The organism is Streptomyces sp. NPDC001985 (genome assembly GCF_040296845.1).
In the GTDB taxonomy this organism is placed as follows: domain Bacteria; phylum Actinomycetota; class Actinomycetes; order Streptomycetales; family Streptomycetaceae; genus Streptomyces.
On sequence record NZ_JBEOYB010000013.1, the window covers coordinates 39,164 to 54,637 of the forward strand.

Below are 15,474 nucleotides of genomic sequence, written 5' to 3' on the forward strand. Positions count from 1 at the left end.
TGTCACGCCGCCGTGCCGCCGAACTCCCTCACCGCCTCGGCGACGATCGCCTCCAGCCGGGCGTGGTGGGCGCCCCGCCAGTAGACGCGCTCGCACTCCGCGCACTGGGCGAACACGTCGTAGGTCCGCTGGGTGCCCTGCCGCAACTGGGCCCGCACGGCGTCCTTGCCGGCCTCGCGCAGCGGGCCGTTGCAGGCGGTGCAGCGGGTCCAGGGGGTGAGCGGGGGCGCGAAACGTCCCAGTACGTCGCGCAGTTGGTCGTCGGGGCGGTCGCTGTAGACGTACGCCCCGGCCCAGATCTCCCGGCGCCGCAGGAGGCCCCGGTCCCGTGAGAGCAGGACCCGCCGTTCGCGTGCGGAGAGCGCCGCCAGCGCCGGGTCGCCGATGTCCTCGCTCTCGTAGGCCGCGTCCACGCCCAGCAGGCGCAGGCGCCGGGCCAGGGTGCCGAGGTGGACGTCGAGGAGGAAGCGGAGGGGTGCGCCGGGGATGTGCTGGGGGCGCTGGACGGGGTGGATGCCGACGGTCTCGCCCGCGCGGGGGATGTGGGCGACCGTCACCTCCTCGCCGTCGACGAGGAGTCGGCCCGCCTCGGTGAGGGGGATGCCGAGGGATTCGATGGTGTGGCCGAGGGTGGAGGTGCCGTCGGTGAGGAGGGAGGTGGGGGTCTGGGGGTGGTGGCGGTGTTCGGCGGGGATGAAGAGGTGGAGCTCGGGGGCGATGAGGAGGTGGATTTCCGGTCCGTTCACGGTGCCAGCATCCCACCGGGGCGGGTGCCTCCCGGCGGGGCTGGGAGACCCGGCCCGTCCGGCGTTCGAGGACGGACCCTGTGCCACGGGTGCCCCCGGCGACCCAGCCCGTCCGGCGATTGAGGACGGACCCCGTGCCCCAGGAGACCCGCACGGTGCGGGCCTCGGCCGGGGGCCGGCCCCCGAACCCCCGCGGATGCGGCAACCTCCCTAGGGCCAGACCAGGCAGTAGGGCTGGTGCCCCGCCTCGTGCAGCCGGAGGCTGAAGTCCTGCCACTCGTGGAGCAGCTGGTAGACGTTGTACGCGTCCCTCGGCCCGCCCCGGTCCGGCACCGTCGACCAGATGAAGGCCGCGGCCCCCACCGACTCCTCGCCGATGTCCCGCAGCGGGTCCACCACCGTCATCGGCAGCCGCACCACCGCGTAGTCCGGATGCAGCACCACCAGCTCCAGGGGCGGCACCTTGTTGAGGGGCAGGCCCTGGATGCCCATCAGCACCATCGCGGCTATGGTCTCCGGCTTGATCTTCGTGAAGAGGCCGCCCATGCCCAGCTCGTCCCCGCCCAGCTCCTCCGGGCGCATCGAGATCGGGACCCGCGCCGCCGTGGCCCCATTGGGCGCCCCGAAATACTTGTAGGTCACCCCCATGCGGGCGTTCCTGCCTCCCATGGCCTCCGCGTCCGCGTCGCCCCGTCGGTGCCTGCCCCGACGGGCAGGCTCAGGACCCAGGTCGTCGGTGCCCTCGCCCAGTCCGCCACCGCGATACATATCTCCACCCGACCACTCGCGGCCCCCGCCGCGCAACCCGATCATCGTGACAGTGACCTCCCCCGCGAACGCCTGGTGAAACACCTGTCCGCGAGGAACACCGTGGCCTCTGACACCATGGATTGCGTGAGCCTTCCCTGTGTCGACCCAGTTTCGCAGATGCGGGGAGGGTGACGCCGTTCCGTAATACGAGGAGATCACGCTCCCCGCTCACCCGTGGCCGAGATCATCCGCCCCGGCCGCCCGAACCCCGAATCGCAGATCAGGACCAAAGTGGCGTATTCATACGAAGCCCCAGTTTCGCAGGCGCTCTTCGACCGTGCGTCCGCAGTGACGCCCGGCGGCGTCAACTCACCCGTGCGGGCCTTCAGGGCCGTGGGCGGCACGCCCCGGTTCATGGTGTCCGGCACCGGCCCGTACCTCACCGACGCGGACGGACGCGAATACGTCGACCTCGTCTGCTCGTGGGGACCGATGATTCTCGGCCACTCCCACCCGGCTGTTCTGGAGGCCGTGCACGCCGCCGTCGCACGCGGCACCTCCTTCGGTACGCCCGGTGAGGGCGAGGTCGCCCTCGCCGAGGAGATCGTGGCCCGGGTCGCCCCCGTCGAGCAGGTGCGGCTGGTCTCCAGCGGCACCGAGGCGACGATGTCGGCGATCCGGCTCGCCCGGGGCTTCACCGGCCGGGCCAAGGTCGTGAAGTTCGCCGGCTGCTACCACGGCCATGTGGACGCCCTGCTCGCCGCCGCCGGCTCCGGTGTGGCGACGTTCGGGCTGCCCGACACCCCCGGGGTCACCGGCGCCCAGGCGGGTGAGACGGTCGTGCTGCCCTACAACGACCTCGAAGCCGTGCGCGCCGCCTTCGCCGCCCACCCGGGCGAGATCGCCTGTGTGATCACCGAGGCCTCGCCCGGCAACATGGGCGTGGTCCCTCCGCTGCCCGGTTTCAACCAGGGGCTGAAGGACCTCTGCCGCGAGCACGGCGCGCTCTACATCTCCGACGAGGTGATGACCGGCTTCCGCACCAGCCGGGCGGGCTGGTTCGGTGTCGACGGCGTCGAGCCCGATCTGATGACCTTCGGCAAGGTCATGGGCGGCGGCTTCCCGGCCGCCGCGTTCGGCGGACGCCGGGACGTGATGGAGCGGCTCGCCCCGGCCGGGCCCGTCTACCAGGCGGGCACCCTCTCCGGGAACCCGGTCGCCACCGCCGCCGGTCTCGCTCAGCTGCGGCTGCTGGACGACGCCGCGTACCGGCGGCTCGACGCGGTCTCCACCGAGATCCAGGGCCTGGTCACCGCCGCCCTCACCCAGCAGGGCGTGGCACACCGGCTCCAGACGGCGAGCACGATGTTCTCGGTCTTCTTCACCCCGGACGCCGTCACCGACTACGAGGGGGCGCGGCGCCAGGAGGCGTACCGCTTCAACGCCTTCTTCCACTCGATGCTGGCGCAGGGCGTCTATCTCCCGCCGTCCGCCTTCGAGTCCTGGTTCGTCTCCACCGCGCACGACTCCCGGGCGGTGGAGCGGATCGCCGCCGCGCTGCCCTCGGCCGCCCGCGCCGCCGCGGAGGCCACGGCATGAGCACGAGCGCCGACACCACCAGGACCGTGGTCCACCTGGTGCGCCACGGCGAGGTCCACAACCCCGACGGTGTGCTCTACGGGCGACGGGCGGGCTACCACCTCTCCGGGCTCGGCCGGGAGATGGCCGACCGGGTCGCCGAGCACTTCTCGGACCGGGACATCGTCCAGGTCGTCGCCTCCCCGCTGGAGCGCGCCCAGGAGACCGCCGCCCCCGTCGCCAAGGGCCACGGTCTCGGCCTCGGCACCGACGACCGGCTGATCGAGGCGGGCAATGTCTTCGAGGGCAAGACCTTCGGCGTCGGCGACGGGGCCCTGCGCAGGCCGGGGAACTGGCGGCATCTGACCAATCCGTTCCGCCCGTCCTGGGGGGAGCCGTACATCGACCAGGTCGTCCGGATGATGGGCGCGCTCAACTCGGCGCGCGACGCCGCCCGGGGGCACGAGGCCGTGCTGGTCAGCCATCAGCTGCCGATCTGGATCGTCCGCAGCTTCATCGAGCGGCGGCGGCTGTGGCACGACCCGCGCCGCCGGCAGTGCACGCTGGCGTCGCTGACCTCGTTCACCTACGAGGGCGACCGCATCGTCTCGGTGGGGTACTCGGAGCCCGCGCTCGATCTCGTACCCCCGCATCTGCGGGCCGGCGCCAAGCCGGTGAAGGGGAAATCGAAGGCGTTCGGCGCATAACCCGGCGGGTGCGGGAATTGCCGGGGAAGAGCGCGCGGACAGCGTGGTGACAAGGGGCCGCGGGACGCCGGGAAATGGGCGTCCCGCGCCCCCTGCCGCATGTTCGGGGCCCGCCTCCCGCCCGTTGTGCGGCCGGATTCCTTAAGGCGGCTTGACAACAGGCGTAAGAGGGGTCATACGGGCAGCGAGGGGGGCGCGGAAGATCGCCGGAACCGTCATGCGAAACTTTTCACATGAGCCTGAGCCGTGCACCTCGTGCTGCCCTGCTGACCGCCGTGACCGTGGCCGGCGGGCTCGTCCTGTCCGCCTGCGGCCAGGACTCAGGCAAGGGCGGAAACAACATCAACTTCGTCACGGACACCGGAGGCATCGCCACCGTCGCGAAGGGTGAGCGCAAGGCCACCGGCACGATCGCCGGCGAGACCCTGGAGGGAAAGCGGCTCGATGTCGCCGACCTCAAGGGCAAGATCGTCGTCATCAATGTCTGGGGTTCGTGGTGCGGTCCGTGCCGCGCCGAGGCAAAGCATTTCGACAAGGTGTCCGAGGAGCTGAAGCCGAAGGGCGTCGAGTTCGTCGGGATCAACACCAGAGACCACAACAAAGGCTCGGCGGTTGCCTTCGAGAAGGAATACGAAGTCAGCTACCCCAGTCTGTACGACCCCGCGGGCAAGTTGATCATCAATGGCTTCCCCCGGGGAACCCTGGCGCCGCAGGCCATTCCCTCCACGGTCGTCCTCGACCGGGACGGAAAGATCGCGGCCCGTTCACTCGCGGAACTGAGCGAGAAGCAGCTCCGCAAGATGATCGACCCCTTGATCGCGGAGAAGTGATCCGGTGAGCACCGCACAGACCGTGGCCGAGTTCGCCGCGTCGCGTCCGCCCGTGCCCACCGGCTCCGACTGGACCGTGCTGGCGGCGGGCGTCAATGAGACCGTCCTTGGCGGGGCGCTGGCGCTGGCGCTGCCGATCGCCGTCCTCGGCGGGCTCGTCTCCTTCTTCTCCCCCTGTGTGCTGCCGCTGGTCCCCGGCTATCTCTCCTATGTCACCGGTGTCTCCGGCACCGATCTGGCGGAGGCCAGGCGCGGCCGGATGGTGGCCGGCGCCTCGCTCTTCGTGCTCGGCTTCACCGCCGTGTTCGTGTCGGGCGGCGCGCTCTTCGGCCACTTCGGCCTCAGCCTCCAGGACCACCAGGCGACCCTCTCGAAGATCCTCGGCGTGCTGATGCTGCTGCTCGGGGCGTTCTTCATGGGGGCGATGCCCTGGCTGACCCAGCGTGAATTCCGCTTCCGGAAGAGGCCGGCGACCGGGCTGCTCGGCGCGCCGCTGCTGGGCGCGCTCTTCGGCATCGGCTGGACCCCCTGTATCGGCCCGACGCTCGCGGCCGTGCAGATCCTGGCGATGGAGCAGGGCAGCGCGGGCCGGGGGGCCATACTGACCGTCGCGTACTGCCTCGGTCTCGGAGTGCCCTTCGTGCTCGCCGCCGTGGCCTTCCGCAAGGCGCTGGGCGCCTTCGGCTGGGTCAAGCGGCACTACGTCTGGGTGATGCGGATCGGCGGCATCATGATGATCGTGACCGGGCTGCTGCTGCTGACCGGGGTCTGGGACTCGATGGTGGCGCAGATGCAGACCTGGTCCAACGGCTTCACGGTGGGGATCTGACACCCATGGGCAAGGGCACGACCGAGAGCACCAGCACCAGCACCAGCGACAAGGGCAAGAGCGGGGCCGTGAGCGACAGCACAACGGAGACCGGCAGCGGGACCGGGAACGGGACCACGGCCGGGGACGGGACCACGGCCGGGGACGGGACCACGGCCGGGAGCGAGCAGGAGCGCGCGGCCGAGCGGAGCCGGGAGACGGCCGCCGGGGCGCGGCTCTCCACCGCCCCCCGGGAGGAGACCTCCCAGGAGGAGCCGGCCGGCGGCCCCACCCTCGGTCTCGTGGGCTGGGCGCGCTGGTTCTGGCGGCAGCTCACCTCCATGCGGGTCGCGCTGATCCTGCTGCTGCTGCTCTCCCTCGCCTCGATCCCCGGTTCGCTGATCCCGCAGAACAGCGTCGACGACCTCAAGGTGCAGACCTGGCAGGAGAACAACGAGACCCTGACCCCGGTCTTCGAGGCGCTCCAGCTCTTCGACGTCTACAGCTCGGTCTGGTTCTCGGCGATCTACATCCTGCTGTTCGTCTCCCTCATCGGCTGTATCGTCCCGCGGACCTGGCAGTTCGTGGGCCAGCTCCGCAGCCGTCCGCCGGGCGCCCCGGGGCGGCTCGACCGGATGCCCGCGTACACCACCTGGCGCACCGACGCCGAGCCCGAGCAGGTGCGTGAGCTGGCGCTCGGGATACTGGGGCGCGGCCGGTTCCGGGCGCACACGGTCGGCAACGCGGTCGCCGCCGAGAAGGGGTACCTCCGGGAGGCCGGGAACCTGGTCTTCCATGTCTCGCTGATCGTGATGCTGGTGGCCTTCGCCGCAGGCCAGCTCTTCAAGTCCGAGGGCGGCAAGCTGATCGTCGAGGGCGGCGGGTTCTCCAACAGCCTCACGCACTACGACGACTTCCGGTCCGGCTCGCTCCACGACATCGACGACCTGGTGCCGTTCTCCTTCATGCTGGACGAGTTCACCGGTACGTACGAGAAGACCGGGCCGCAGCGCGGCACCCCCCGCACCTACGAGGCCGCGGTCACCTGGTCCGAGCCGGGCGGCCAGGACAAGAAGGCCACGATCGAGGTCAACCGGCCGCTGGTGGTCGACGGCACCAAGGTCTATCTGCTGGCCCACGGGTACGCCCCGGTGGTCACGGTCCGGGACGGCCGGGGCAAGGTCGTCTTCAGCGGCGCCACCCCGCTGCTGCCGGCGGACTCCAATGTCACCTCCACCGGTGCGATCAAGGTGATGGACGGCTACCGCGACAAGAACGGCAAGAAGACCCAGCTGGGCTTCAGCGCCTTCTTCGTCCCCACCTTCGCCGGCCACGGCGCGGGCACGATGTTCTCCACCTTCCCCGCCCTGGACAATCCGGTGCTCGCGCTGACCGGCTTCATCGGCGATCTGCGGGTCAACTCCGGACTGCCGCAGAACGTGTACCAGCTCGACACGAGCAAGATGAAGCAGTTCACGGACGAGAAGGGCGAGAAGCTCGCCGAGCGGCTGCTGCCCGGCGAGACCATGAAGCTCCCGGACGGCGCCGGCTCCATCACCTTCGAGAAGGAGGTCAAGGAGTGGGCGAGCTTCCAGATCTCCCAGTCGCCCGGCAACGGCTGGGCGCTGGGCGGCGCGGTCGCCGCCATCGCGGGCCTGGTCGGCTCGCTCTTCATCCAGCGCCGCCGGGTCTGGGTGCGGGCCGTGCGCGGCGCCGACGGGGTGACGGTGGTCGAGATGGCGGGCCTCGGCCGCAGCGAGTCGCCGAAGCTGCCGGAGGAGCTGGCCGGACTGGCCGCCGCCCTCCACGAACGGGCGCCGACCGCGCCCGTACCACCGAACGACTCCGACGATCGAAGCGATGCCGTGGAAGTTTCTGCCGAAGGGGCTGACAAGTGAGTCTCGCCGCCGCAACCAACGAGAACCTCGCCCAGATCAGCAACACACTGATCTACTCCGCGATGGCCGTCTACACCCTGGCGTTCCTGGCGCACATCGCCGAGTGGGTCTTCGGCAGCCGCAGCAAGGTGGGCCGTACCGCCGCCGCGCTGACCGCCCCGGCGTCCGCCCCCGCCGTCCAGGTGCGCGGCAAGGAGGCCGGGAAGGAGGGCGGCACGGCCGTCCTCGACAAGCCGAGGGTCGTCACCCGCTCCGCGCCCGGCACCCGTGATGTCCCGGACGGGCCCGGCGCCGCCGGGGGCACGTTCAAGGGCGATCTGTACGGGCGGATCGCGATCGCGCTCACCGTGCTGGCGTTCGCCATCCAGGCGGGGGGTGTCGCGACCCGCGCGATGTCGGTGCAGCGGGCCCCCTGGGGCAACATGTACGAGTTCTCCATCACCTTCTCCACGGTGCTGGTCGGCGCGTACCTGGGCTTCCTGGCCGCGGGGAAGAACGTCCGCTGGCTGGGGCTGCCGCTGGTCGGCACCGTACTGATCGACCTCGGTATCGCCACCACCTGGCTCTACACCGCGAGCGACCAGCTGGTCCCGGCGCTGGACTCCTACTGGCTCTGGATTCATGTCTCCACCGCGATCTTCTGCGGCGCGGTGTTCTACCTCGGCGCGGTCGGCACGGTGCTGTACCTCTTCCGGGACTCCTACGAGAAGAAGCTGGCGCGCGGCGGCAAGCCCGGCGCCTTCACCGCCTCGGTCCTGGACCGGCTGCCGTCGGCGGCCTCCCTGGACAAGTTCGCGTACCGCGTCAACGCGGCGATCTTCCCGCTGTGGACGTTCACGATCATCGCGGGCGCGATCTGGGCGGGCGACGCCTGGGGCCGGTACTGGGGCTGGGACCCCAAGGAGGTCTGGTCCTTCATCACCTGGGTGGCGTACGCCTGCTATCTGCACGCCCGCGCGACCGCCGGGTGGAAGGGCCGCAAGGCGGCGGTGCTGGCGCTGATCGCCTTCGCCTGCTGGCTGTTCAACTACTACGGCGTGAACATCTTCGTGGACGGTCTGCACTCCTACGCGTGACCGCGTGGGCGGCCCCGTCCCCGGTGCCCCGCCGGTCCGGATGTCCCGGACCGGCGGGGCACCGGCGTCTCACCTCACGCGCCCTCGTCGTTCTTGTCCTTGTCCTTGTCCTTGCCGTCGTTCCTCTGGTCGTCCTCCGGGGACTTCTCGTCCCGCAGCGACTTGAGGAACTCCGGATTGTCGTCGGGCGCCACCCAGCCGCCGCCCCGCGCCCCGCCGTGTCCCAGGGCCCTGCGCGGGCGCCCCGCGATGAACCAGGCGACCGGGCCCAGCAGGACCTGCCCGAAGAGCAGCACGATGATGACCCACGCCACCTTCGGCAGATTCCTGACCTCCTTCTCGGGAGTGTTCAGGCAGTCGATGAAGGCGTAGATCCACAGCGCCAGGACCAGCAGAAAGGGCAGATACCTGAGCATGGTCTTACGGTCTCCCGGAATGAGGTGAGGGGGCTTGTGCGGGGCCCCGGTGACGCGGCCAGGGTAACCGGTACCCGATACTGGAGCGCATGGCTTACGACGATCTTCGTACCCTGCTCAGGGCCCTGGAACGCGAGGGCGACCTCAAGCGCATCAAGGCCGAGGTGGACCCCCATCTGGAAGTCGGGGAGATCGTCGACCGGGTGAACAAGGCGGGCGGCCCGGCCCTTCTCTTCGAGAATGTGCGCGGCTCCGCGATGCCGCTCGCGATGAATGTCTTCGGTACCGACCGCCGGCTGCTCAAGGCGCTCGGCCTCACCTCGTACAGCGACATCAGCGACAAGATCGGCGGGCTGCTCAAGCCCGAGCTGCCGCACGGCTTCGTCGGGGTGCGCGAGGCGTTCGGCAAGCTCGGCTCGATGGTGCACGTGCCGCCGAAGAAGGTGAAGGACGCCCCCGTGCAGGAGGTGGTCCTGCGCGGCGACGACGTCGACCTCGACCGGCTGCCCGCGCTCTTCACCTGGCCGAAGGACGGCGGCTCCTTCTTCAATCTCGGGCTGACGCACACCAAGGACCCGGAGTCCGGCGTACGGAATCTGGGGCTCTACCGGCTCCAGCGGCACGACCGGCGCACCATCGGGATGCACTGGCAGATCCACAAGGACAGCCGCAACCACTACCAGGTCGCCGCCCGCCGGGGCGAGCGGCTGCCGGTCGCCATCGCCTTCGGCTGTCCGCCGGCCGTCACCTACGCCTCCACCGCGCCGCTCCCCGGCGACATCGACGAGTACCTCTTCGCCGGTTTCATCCAGGGCAAGCGGATCGAGATGGTCGACTGCAAGACCGTCCCGCTCCAGGTCCCCGCGCAGGCGGAAGTGGTGCTGGAGGGGTGGCTGGAGCCCGGGCAGATGCTCCCCGAGGGCCCGTACGGCGACCACACCGGCTTCTACACCCCGCAGGAGCCGTTCCCGGCGCTGACCATCGACTGCGTCACGATGCGCAGGCGCCCGCTGCTCCAGTCGATCGTGGTGGGCCGCCCGCCGACCGAGGACGGGCCGCTGGGGCGCGCGACGGAGCGTTTCTTCCTGCCGCTGCTGAAGATCATCGTGCCGGACATCGTCGACTACCACCTGCCCGAGTCGGGCGGCTTCCACAACTGCGCGATCGTCTCGATCGACAAGAAGTACCCCAAGCACGCGCAGAAGGTGATGTCCGCGATCTGGGGCGCGCACATGATGTCGCTCACCAAGCTGATCGTGGTCGTCGACGCCGACTGCGATGTCCACGATCTCCACGAGGTCTCCTGGCGGGCCCTGGGCAACACCGACTACGCCCGCGACCTCACCGTGGCCGAGGGCCCAGTCGACCATCTCGACCACGCCTCCTACCAGCAGTTCTGGGGCGGCAAGGCGGGCATCGACGCGACGAGGAAGTGGCCCGAGGAGGGGTACGTCCGCGACGGCGGCTGGCCCGACATGGTGGAGTCCGACCCGGACACGGCGGCGCTGGTGGACCGCCGCTGGAAGGAGTACGGCCTGTGAGCGCGTCCGCCGACGCGCTCCCGGACAGCCCGCTCCCGGACAGCCCCGGCCGCACCAGGAGCTTTCTGCGGCTGGTGATGATCGAGCACTCGGTCTTCGCGCTGCCCTTCGCCTATATCGCCGCCCTCACCGCGATGTTCCTGGACGGCGGGTCCATCCAGTGGGGGACGCTGCTGCTGGTCACCCTCGCGATGGTCGGGCTGCGGACCTTCGCGATGGCCTGCAACCGGATCATCGACCGCGAGATCGACGCCCGGAACCCGCGCACCGCCGGCCGGGAGCTGGTCACGGGCGCGGTGAGCGTGCGGTCCGCGTGGACCGGGGCCCTGATCGCGCTGGTGGTCTTCCTGGGGGCCGCCGCGCTGCTCAACCCGCTCTGTCTGATGCTGGCGCCCGTCGCGGTGGTCCCGATGGTGGTCTATCCGTACGGGAAGAGGTTCACCGACTACCCGCACGCCATCCTGGGCCTGGCGCAGGCCATGGGTCCGATCGGCGCCTGGCTCGCGGTCACCGGGGAGTGGTCGTGGGACGCGGTGATCCTCGGGCTCGCGGTCGGTGTCTGGATCGGCGGCTTCGATCTGATCTTCGCCACCCAGGACGTCTCGGCGGACCGCGCCGAGGGCGTGCGCTCGGTGCCGGCCCGCTTCGGTGTCCCGGCCGCGCTGCACGGGGCCCGGGCGGCGCACGCCGTGACGGCCGCGCTGCTGGTCTGGTACGCGCTGGCGACGGACGCCGGGGTGTTCCTCTGGGCGGGGCTCCTGATCGTGGCGGTGGCGTTCTGCTACGAGCACACGGTGGTGAAGCCGCACGATCTGTCCCGGCTGAACCGGGCGTTCTTCACCGTCAACGGCTTCATCGGGATCAGCCTGTTCGGGTTCGCCCTGCTGGATCTGCTGGTGCGCGGGCTCACCCTCTAGCCCGCCGCCCGCTCGGACGCTCCCGCCGCCCGCTCCGGCCCGCTCCCGCTCCCGGTCCCGCCGCCCGCCGCCCGCTCGGACGCTCCCGCCGCCCGCCGCCCGCTCCGGCCCGCTCCCGGTCCCGCTGCCCGCCGCCCGCTCCCGGTCGCGGGCCCCGGCGCCTGGCACACGGGTCCTCGGGCCCGCCGGATAGGCTCCCTGTGTGGAGCCAGCACAGAACAACCCCCGTCGCCCGTGGATCGTCGGCGTCTCCGGCGCCTCCGGGACACCGTATGCCGCCGCCGTGCTGCGCGGGCTGATCGACGCAGGCGAGAGCGTCGATCTGGTGGTCTCGCGGGCCTCCCGGCTGACGCTGCTCGACGAGACCGGGATCTCCTTCCGGGACGCCCACTGGCGCGACGATCTGCGGGAGTGGCTCGCCCGGGGCGCGGACGGCAAGCCGGACACCTTCCGGGTGGAGCTGGACGGGGTGCGCCACTGGTCGGCCGGGGATCTCGCCGCCGGTCCTTCCTCGGGCTCGTACCCCGCGAAGGGGATGCTGATCGTGCCGGCCTCGACGGCCGCCGTCGCCGGGGTCGCCCTCGGGCTCTCCAAGGATCTCCTCCAGCGCACCGCCAGCGTCACGCTCAAGGAGCGGCGCCCGCTGCTGGTCGCCGTGCGGGAGACCCCGCTGAACGGGCAGACCCTGCGGCATCTCGTCACGCTCGACGAGGCCGGGGCCGTGGTGCTGCCCGCCTCACCGGCCTTCTACGCGGGCGCGACGCACATCCAGGACCTGGTGGACTTCGTCGCCGGGCGGGCGCTGGACGCGGTGGGCGTACCGCACCGGCTGTACCGGCGCTGGGAAGGGGAGCTGGGGGGCTCCCGGGGAGCCGGTCCGGCCTCCTGACGGCCCTTTTCGGACATCCGTCGCCGTGGGCTCCCGCTGCCCGGGGATTCCGGACACCCTGAAGATCATCGCTGGTTCGTCATCAGATTCGCCATCAGAATCGCAGGGCTCGCGCCCTGCACGCCTCAGGTTCAGCAACTATGGAAGGCTCCAGGCACATGGACGCGGTGGACAGACAGCTCATCCAGGCCCTCCGGGAGAACGGCAGGGCCTCGTACGCCGAGCTGGGACGGCTCGTGGGTCTCTCCGGGCCCAGTGTCACGGACCGGATCAACCGCCTGGAGGCGGCCGGTGTCATCACCGGCTACCGCGCCACCGTCGACGCGGCGTCCCTCGGCCTCGGGGTCACCGCCCTCATCGGCATCTCCCTCTCCGACGCGGCCGACCACGAGGACGTGGCGCGCCGGCTGCGGGATCTCGCGGAGATCGAGGACTGCTGGTTCATCGCGGGTGACGACTCCTACATGCTGAAGGTGCGCGTCGGCGATGTCGACGGCCTGGAGAAGACGATCCGCCGGCTCAGCGGGACCCGGGGTGTCTCCCGCACCCGCACCACGATCGTGCTCTCCACCAAGTGGGAGAACCGGGTCGGGGACCTTCCGGAGCAGAGCTGATCCGGGGGCCGTGGGGGCGCCCCCGTCCGTCGGGGACGGGGGAGTAACGTTGTCGGAGCCCGATTGACGTCAGACATGGGAGGCGGGCGCATGGACGCTGGGCTCAAGCGCGAGCTGGAGGCGAAGGTCACGGCCGGGGAGCGGCTGACCCGCGAGGACGGGATCGCTCTGTACGCCTCGGACGACCTGGCCTGGCTCGGTGGTCTCGCCCACGAGGTGCGCACCCGCAAGAACGGCGATGTCGTCCACTTCAACGTCAACCGCCACCTCAACATGACCAATGTGTGCACCGCGTCGTGCGCGTACTGCTCGTTCCAGCGCAAGCCGGGCGAGAAGGACGCGTACACGATGCGCATCGAGGAGGCCGTCCGCCTCGCCAAGGCGATGGAGAACGAGAACCTCACCGAGCTGCACATCGTCAACGGGCTCCACCCCAACCTTCCGTGGCGGTACTACCCGCGCTCCCTGAGCGCGCTGAAGGAAGCCCTCCCGCACGTCTCCCTGAAGGCCTTCACCGCCACCGAGATCCACCACTTCGAGACCATCTCCGGCATGTCGGCCTCCGACATCCTGGACGAGCTGATCGAGGCGGGCCTCGAATCGCTCACCGGTGGCGGCGCTGAGATCTTCGACTGGGAGGTGCGCCAGCACATCGTCGACCACAGGACCCACTGGGAGGACTGGTCGCGCATCCACCGGCTGGCGCACGGCAAGGGCCTCAAGACCCCCTCGACCATGCTGTACGGGCACATCGAGGAGCCCCGCCACCGCGTCGACCATGTGCTGCGGCTGCGGGAGCTCCAGGACGAGACCGGCGGTTTCCAGGTCTTCATCCCGCTGCGCTACCAGCACGACTTCGTGGACATGCAGGACGGCAAGATCCGCAACCGCCTCCAGGCGCGGACGACGATGGCGACCGGTGCCGAGGCGCTGAAGACCTTCGCGGTCTCCCGGCTGCTCTTCGACAACGTGCCGCACGTCAAGGTCTTCTGGGTGATGCACGGCGTGCAGACCGCCCAGCTCGCGCTCCAGCACGGGGCGGACGACATGGACGGCTCGGTCGTCGAGTACAAGATCACGCATGACGCGGACAACTACGGCACGCCGAACAAGCTGACCCGCGACGATCTGCTGGACCTGATCCGTGACGCCGGGTTCCGCCCGGTCGAGCGGAACACCCGCTACGAGATCATCCGCGAGTACCCGGGTCCGGACGCCGACCGCCGTGAGTCGCCCCAGCCCATGCGCGTCTGAGATCCGCCGGCGGTCCCGGGGCGGTGGGTGCCGAACCGGGTGTCCCGCGCCCGGCCCCGAGCCACTGTGCCGCCCTCCGGAGGGGCGTGCTTCACTGGTTCGGCACGTTCTGCCACCCGTACGAAGAGAGAGAGTAGGCCCCGCAGTGTCAGCCAAGTCGAGTGCCGCGATCAAGTACACGGCCCTGCGCCTGGCCGTCTTCGCCGGCTGCTTCGTGGTGGTGGCCGGTCTGGTCCACTTCGGTCTGCTGCCCAAGGGCGTGGCCGATGCCAACTTCGCCTGGGTGGTGCTGCTGGCGCTGGTGCTCTCCGCGCCGCTCAGCTTCGTCCTGCTGCGCCGGCAGCGGGACGCGATGTCCGAGCAGATCGTGGGCAAGGTCGACCGGACCAAGGCCCGTCTCCAGGCGAACCGCACCCAGGAGGACTGACCCTCCTCCCTCTCCGCGTCCCCGAGAAGCCGGAGCCTCCCGAACAACAGCGGGCGGGCTCCGGCTTCCGGCGTACCCGGGGCTTCCGGCACACCCGGGGCCTCCAGGCACCCCTGGAGCCGCCGGCGCGCCCGGGTGCGGGGCCGGTGCGCGCGGAGGGGGCGGTTCCGGTCCGGGCTGTTTCCTTCCCGTCATGCCGCCATGGGGTAACGATCACATGTGCGGGACACAGTGTTCGGCATGCCCACCCTGTGGAACAGCCCCACGGCCCCCGGCGCACCGACGCGGAGGCAGCCGTGACGCGGAAGCACCGGAGACCGGACGGGCCGTCCCGGCGGGGTGTGTTCCTGCTGGGGGGAGGGCTGCTTCTCGCCCCGGTGTCGGCGGCGGCCCTCCTCTGGGAGGGACGGCCCGGGCGGACCCCCGCCGCCCCGGAGCCGCGCACCACCCGGCAGCCCCGCGCCGTCTCGGCCTCCACCGCCTCCGCCGCACCGCCTCCGGGCTGGATGCCCGGCGCCGCCCGCAGGCCGATCGGCGAGAACTTCAGCGAGGGCGGACGGGAGGGGCAGCGCGGGCTGATACTCCACGTCCAGCAGGGGGAGGGGTCGCTGTTCGAGCGGTTCTCGAACCCGGCCACCCGCAGCTCCTCCCACTTCTGGGTCTCGCGGGCGGGCGAGATCGAGCAGTACGTCTCGGTGCACGACCGCGCCTGGACCCAGCGCGCGGGAAATGCCGCCTGGGTGTCGGTGGAGACCTCGGGGTTCGCGGACCGGCCGCTCACCGGCGCGCAGGTCGCATCCGTCGCGCGCGTCTACGCCTGGGGCGCCCGGGAGCACGGCTGGCCGCTGGAGGTGGCGGACTCCCCGGAGGGGCGGGGGCTGGGCACCCATGAGATGGGCGGGGCCGCGTGGGGCGCGCACGCCTGCCCCGGGCCGGTGCGGGCGGCCCAGCGGCAAGCGGTACTGCGCCGGGTGCGGCGGTCCCGCCGGGGCTGAGCGGCGGGGGGCGGGGGAGGCCGGTCCC

At 71.0% G+C, this 15,474-nt stretch carries 16 protein-coding genes; 13 read left to right on the top strand and 3 right to left on the bottom strand.

Annotated features, from left to right (window positions below; translation table 11 throughout):
• Window positions 1–2: 2 nt before the first annotated feature.
• Together ABT122_RS08280 and ABT122_RS08285 are read right to left on the bottom strand one after the other, a co-directional pair.
• Window positions 3–746, bottom strand: coding sequence for a Mut7-C RNAse domain-containing protein (locus ABT122_RS08280; RefSeq protein ID WP_351547250.1), 744 nt, complete (start codon window positions 744–746; stop codon window positions 3–5).
• A 210-nt stretch (window positions 747–956) separates the two neighbouring features.
• The gene (locus tag ABT122_RS08285) at window positions 957–1,514 is read right to left on the bottom strand and encodes a hypothetical protein (protein WP_351547252.1); all 558 of its coding nucleotides are present in this window, start codon (window positions 1,512–1,514) and stop codon (window positions 957–959) included.
• Between the two features lie 273 nt (window positions 1,515–1,787).
• On the opposite strand from ABT122_RS08285, the gene hemL reads away from it, so the two are divergent.
• From hemL to ccsB, 6 genes are all read left to right on the top strand, one after another.
• Entirely contained in the window at window positions 1,788–3,095 is a 1,308-nt protein-coding gene (gene hemL / locus ABT122_RS08290) for a glutamate-1-semialdehyde 2,1-aminomutase (protein ID WP_351547255.1), read from the top strand.
• Window positions 3,092–3,781, top strand: coding sequence for a histidine phosphatase family protein (locus tag ABT122_RS08295; protein WP_351547257.1), 690 nt, complete (start codon window positions 3,092–3,094; stop codon window positions 3,779–3,781). Before hemL ends, ABT122_RS08295 begins: the two co-directional genes overlap by 4 nt.
• Before the next feature lie 233 nt (window positions 3,782–4,014).
• Window positions 4,015–4,611 carry a TlpA family protein disulfide reductase gene (locus tag ABT122_RS08300; RefSeq protein ID WP_351547260.1) on the top strand — a complete coding sequence of 199 codons (597 nt, stop codon included), beginning with the start codon at window positions 4,015–4,017 and terminating at the stop codon, window positions 4,609–4,611.
• Between the two features lie 52 nt (window positions 4,612–4,663).
• Entirely contained in the window at window positions 4,664–5,440 is a 777-nt protein-coding gene (locus ABT122_RS08305; protein WP_451069089.1) for a cytochrome c biogenesis CcdA family protein, read from the top strand.
• Window positions 5,441–5,445: 5 nt separating this feature from the next.
• On the top strand, window positions 5,446–7,317 hold the full coding sequence (gene resB / locus ABT122_RS08310; RefSeq protein WP_351547263.1) for a cytochrome c biogenesis protein ResB: 1,872 nt from the start codon (window positions 5,446–5,448) through the stop codon (window positions 7,315–7,317).
• Window positions 7,314–8,393 (top strand): c-type cytochrome biogenesis protein CcsB, encoded by a 1,080-nt coding sequence (gene ccsB, locus ABT122_RS08315; protein WP_351547266.1) that lies wholly within the window; start codon window positions 7,314–7,316, stop codon window positions 8,391–8,393. Before resB ends, ccsB begins: the two co-directional genes overlap by 4 nt.
• Window positions 8,394–8,467: 74 nt before the next feature.
• Here ccsB and ABT122_RS08320 read toward each other — a convergent pair whose 3' ends face one another.
• Window positions 8,468–8,809, bottom strand: a complete 342-nt coding sequence (locus tag ABT122_RS08320) for a PLD nuclease N-terminal domain-containing protein (protein WP_351547269.1) — start codon at window positions 8,807–8,809, stop codon at window positions 8,468–8,470.
• A gap of 89 nt (window positions 8,810–8,898) precedes the next feature.
• Here ABT122_RS08320 and ABT122_RS08325 point away from each other — a divergent pair, with 89 nt between their 5' ends.
• The 7 genes from ABT122_RS08325 to ABT122_RS08355 all read left to right on the top strand — a co-directional run bounded on the left by ABT122_RS08325 (window position 8,899) and on the right by ABT122_RS08355 (window position 15,446).
• Entirely contained in the window at window positions 8,899–10,350 is a 1,452-nt protein-coding gene (locus ABT122_RS08325) for a menaquinone biosynthesis decarboxylase (protein ID WP_351547272.1), read from the top strand.
• On the top strand, window positions 10,347–11,267 hold the full coding sequence (gene mqnP, locus ABT122_RS08330; RefSeq protein WP_351547275.1) for a menaquinone biosynthesis prenyltransferase MqnP: 921 nt from the start codon (window positions 10,347–10,349) through the stop codon (window positions 11,265–11,267). Before ABT122_RS08325 ends, mqnP begins: the two co-directional genes overlap by 4 nt.
• A 202-nt stretch (window positions 11,268–11,469) precedes the next feature.
• Window positions 11,470–12,156 carry a UbiX family flavin prenyltransferase gene (locus tag ABT122_RS08335; protein ID WP_351547278.1) on the top strand — a complete coding sequence of 229 codons (687 nt, stop codon included), beginning with the start codon at window positions 11,470–11,472 and terminating at the stop codon, window positions 12,154–12,156.
• Between the two features lie 158 nt (window positions 12,157–12,314).
• Entirely contained in the window at window positions 12,315–12,770 is a 456-nt protein-coding gene (locus ABT122_RS08340) for an Lrp/AsnC family transcriptional regulator (protein WP_351547410.1), read from the top strand.
• Window positions 12,771–12,860: 90 nt separating this feature from the next.
• The gene (gene mqnE, locus ABT122_RS08345; protein WP_351547281.1) at window positions 12,861–14,024 is read left to right on the top strand and encodes an aminofutalosine synthase MqnE; all 1,164 of its coding nucleotides are present in this window, start codon (window positions 12,861–12,863) and stop codon (window positions 14,022–14,024) included.
• Between the two features lie 145 nt (window positions 14,025–14,169).
• A complete protein-coding gene (locus ABT122_RS08350) occupies window positions 14,170–14,451 on the top strand; it encodes a DUF4229 domain-containing protein (protein ID WP_351547284.1) in 282 nt (93 codons plus the stop codon).
• A 251-nt stretch (window positions 14,452–14,702) separates the two neighbouring features.
• Window positions 14,703–15,446 carry a peptidoglycan recognition protein family protein gene (locus tag ABT122_RS08355; RefSeq protein ID WP_351547287.1) on the top strand — a complete coding sequence of 248 codons (744 nt, stop codon included), beginning with the start codon at window positions 14,703–14,705 and terminating at the stop codon, window positions 15,444–15,446.
• The last annotated feature ends 28 nt before the right edge of the window (window positions 15,447–15,474 follow it).

Coding starts and splice junctions, on each gene's coding strand:
- ABT122_RS08320 (WP_351547269.1), bottom strand. CDS start 8,809: ATGCTCAGGTATCTGCCCTTTCTGCTGGTCCTGGCGCTGTGGATCTAC.
- ABT122_RS08295 (WP_351547257.1), top strand. CDS start 3,092: ATGAGCACGAGCGCCGACACCACCAGGACCGTGGTCCACCTGGTGCGC.
- resB (WP_351547263.1), top strand. CDS start 5,446: ATGGGCAAGGGCACGACCGAGAGCACCAGCACCAGCACCAGCGACAAG.
- ABT122_RS08300 (WP_351547260.1), top strand. CDS start 4,015: ATGAGCCTGAGCCGTGCACCTCGTGCTGCCCTGCTGACCGCCGTGACC.
- mqnE (WP_351547281.1), top strand. CDS start 12,861: ATGGACGCTGGGCTCAAGCGCGAGCTGGAGGCGAAGGTCACGGCCGGG.
- ABT122_RS08285 (WP_351547252.1), bottom strand. CDS start 1,514: ATGTATCGCGGTGGCGGACTGGGCGAGGGCACCGACGACCTGGGTCCT.
- ABT122_RS08340 (WP_351547410.1), top strand. CDS start 12,315: ATGGACGCGGTGGACAGACAGCTCATCCAGGCCCTCCGGGAGAACGGC.
- ABT122_RS08325 (WP_351547272.1), top strand. CDS start 8,899: ATGGCTTACGACGATCTTCGTACCCTGCTCAGGGCCCTGGAACGCGAG.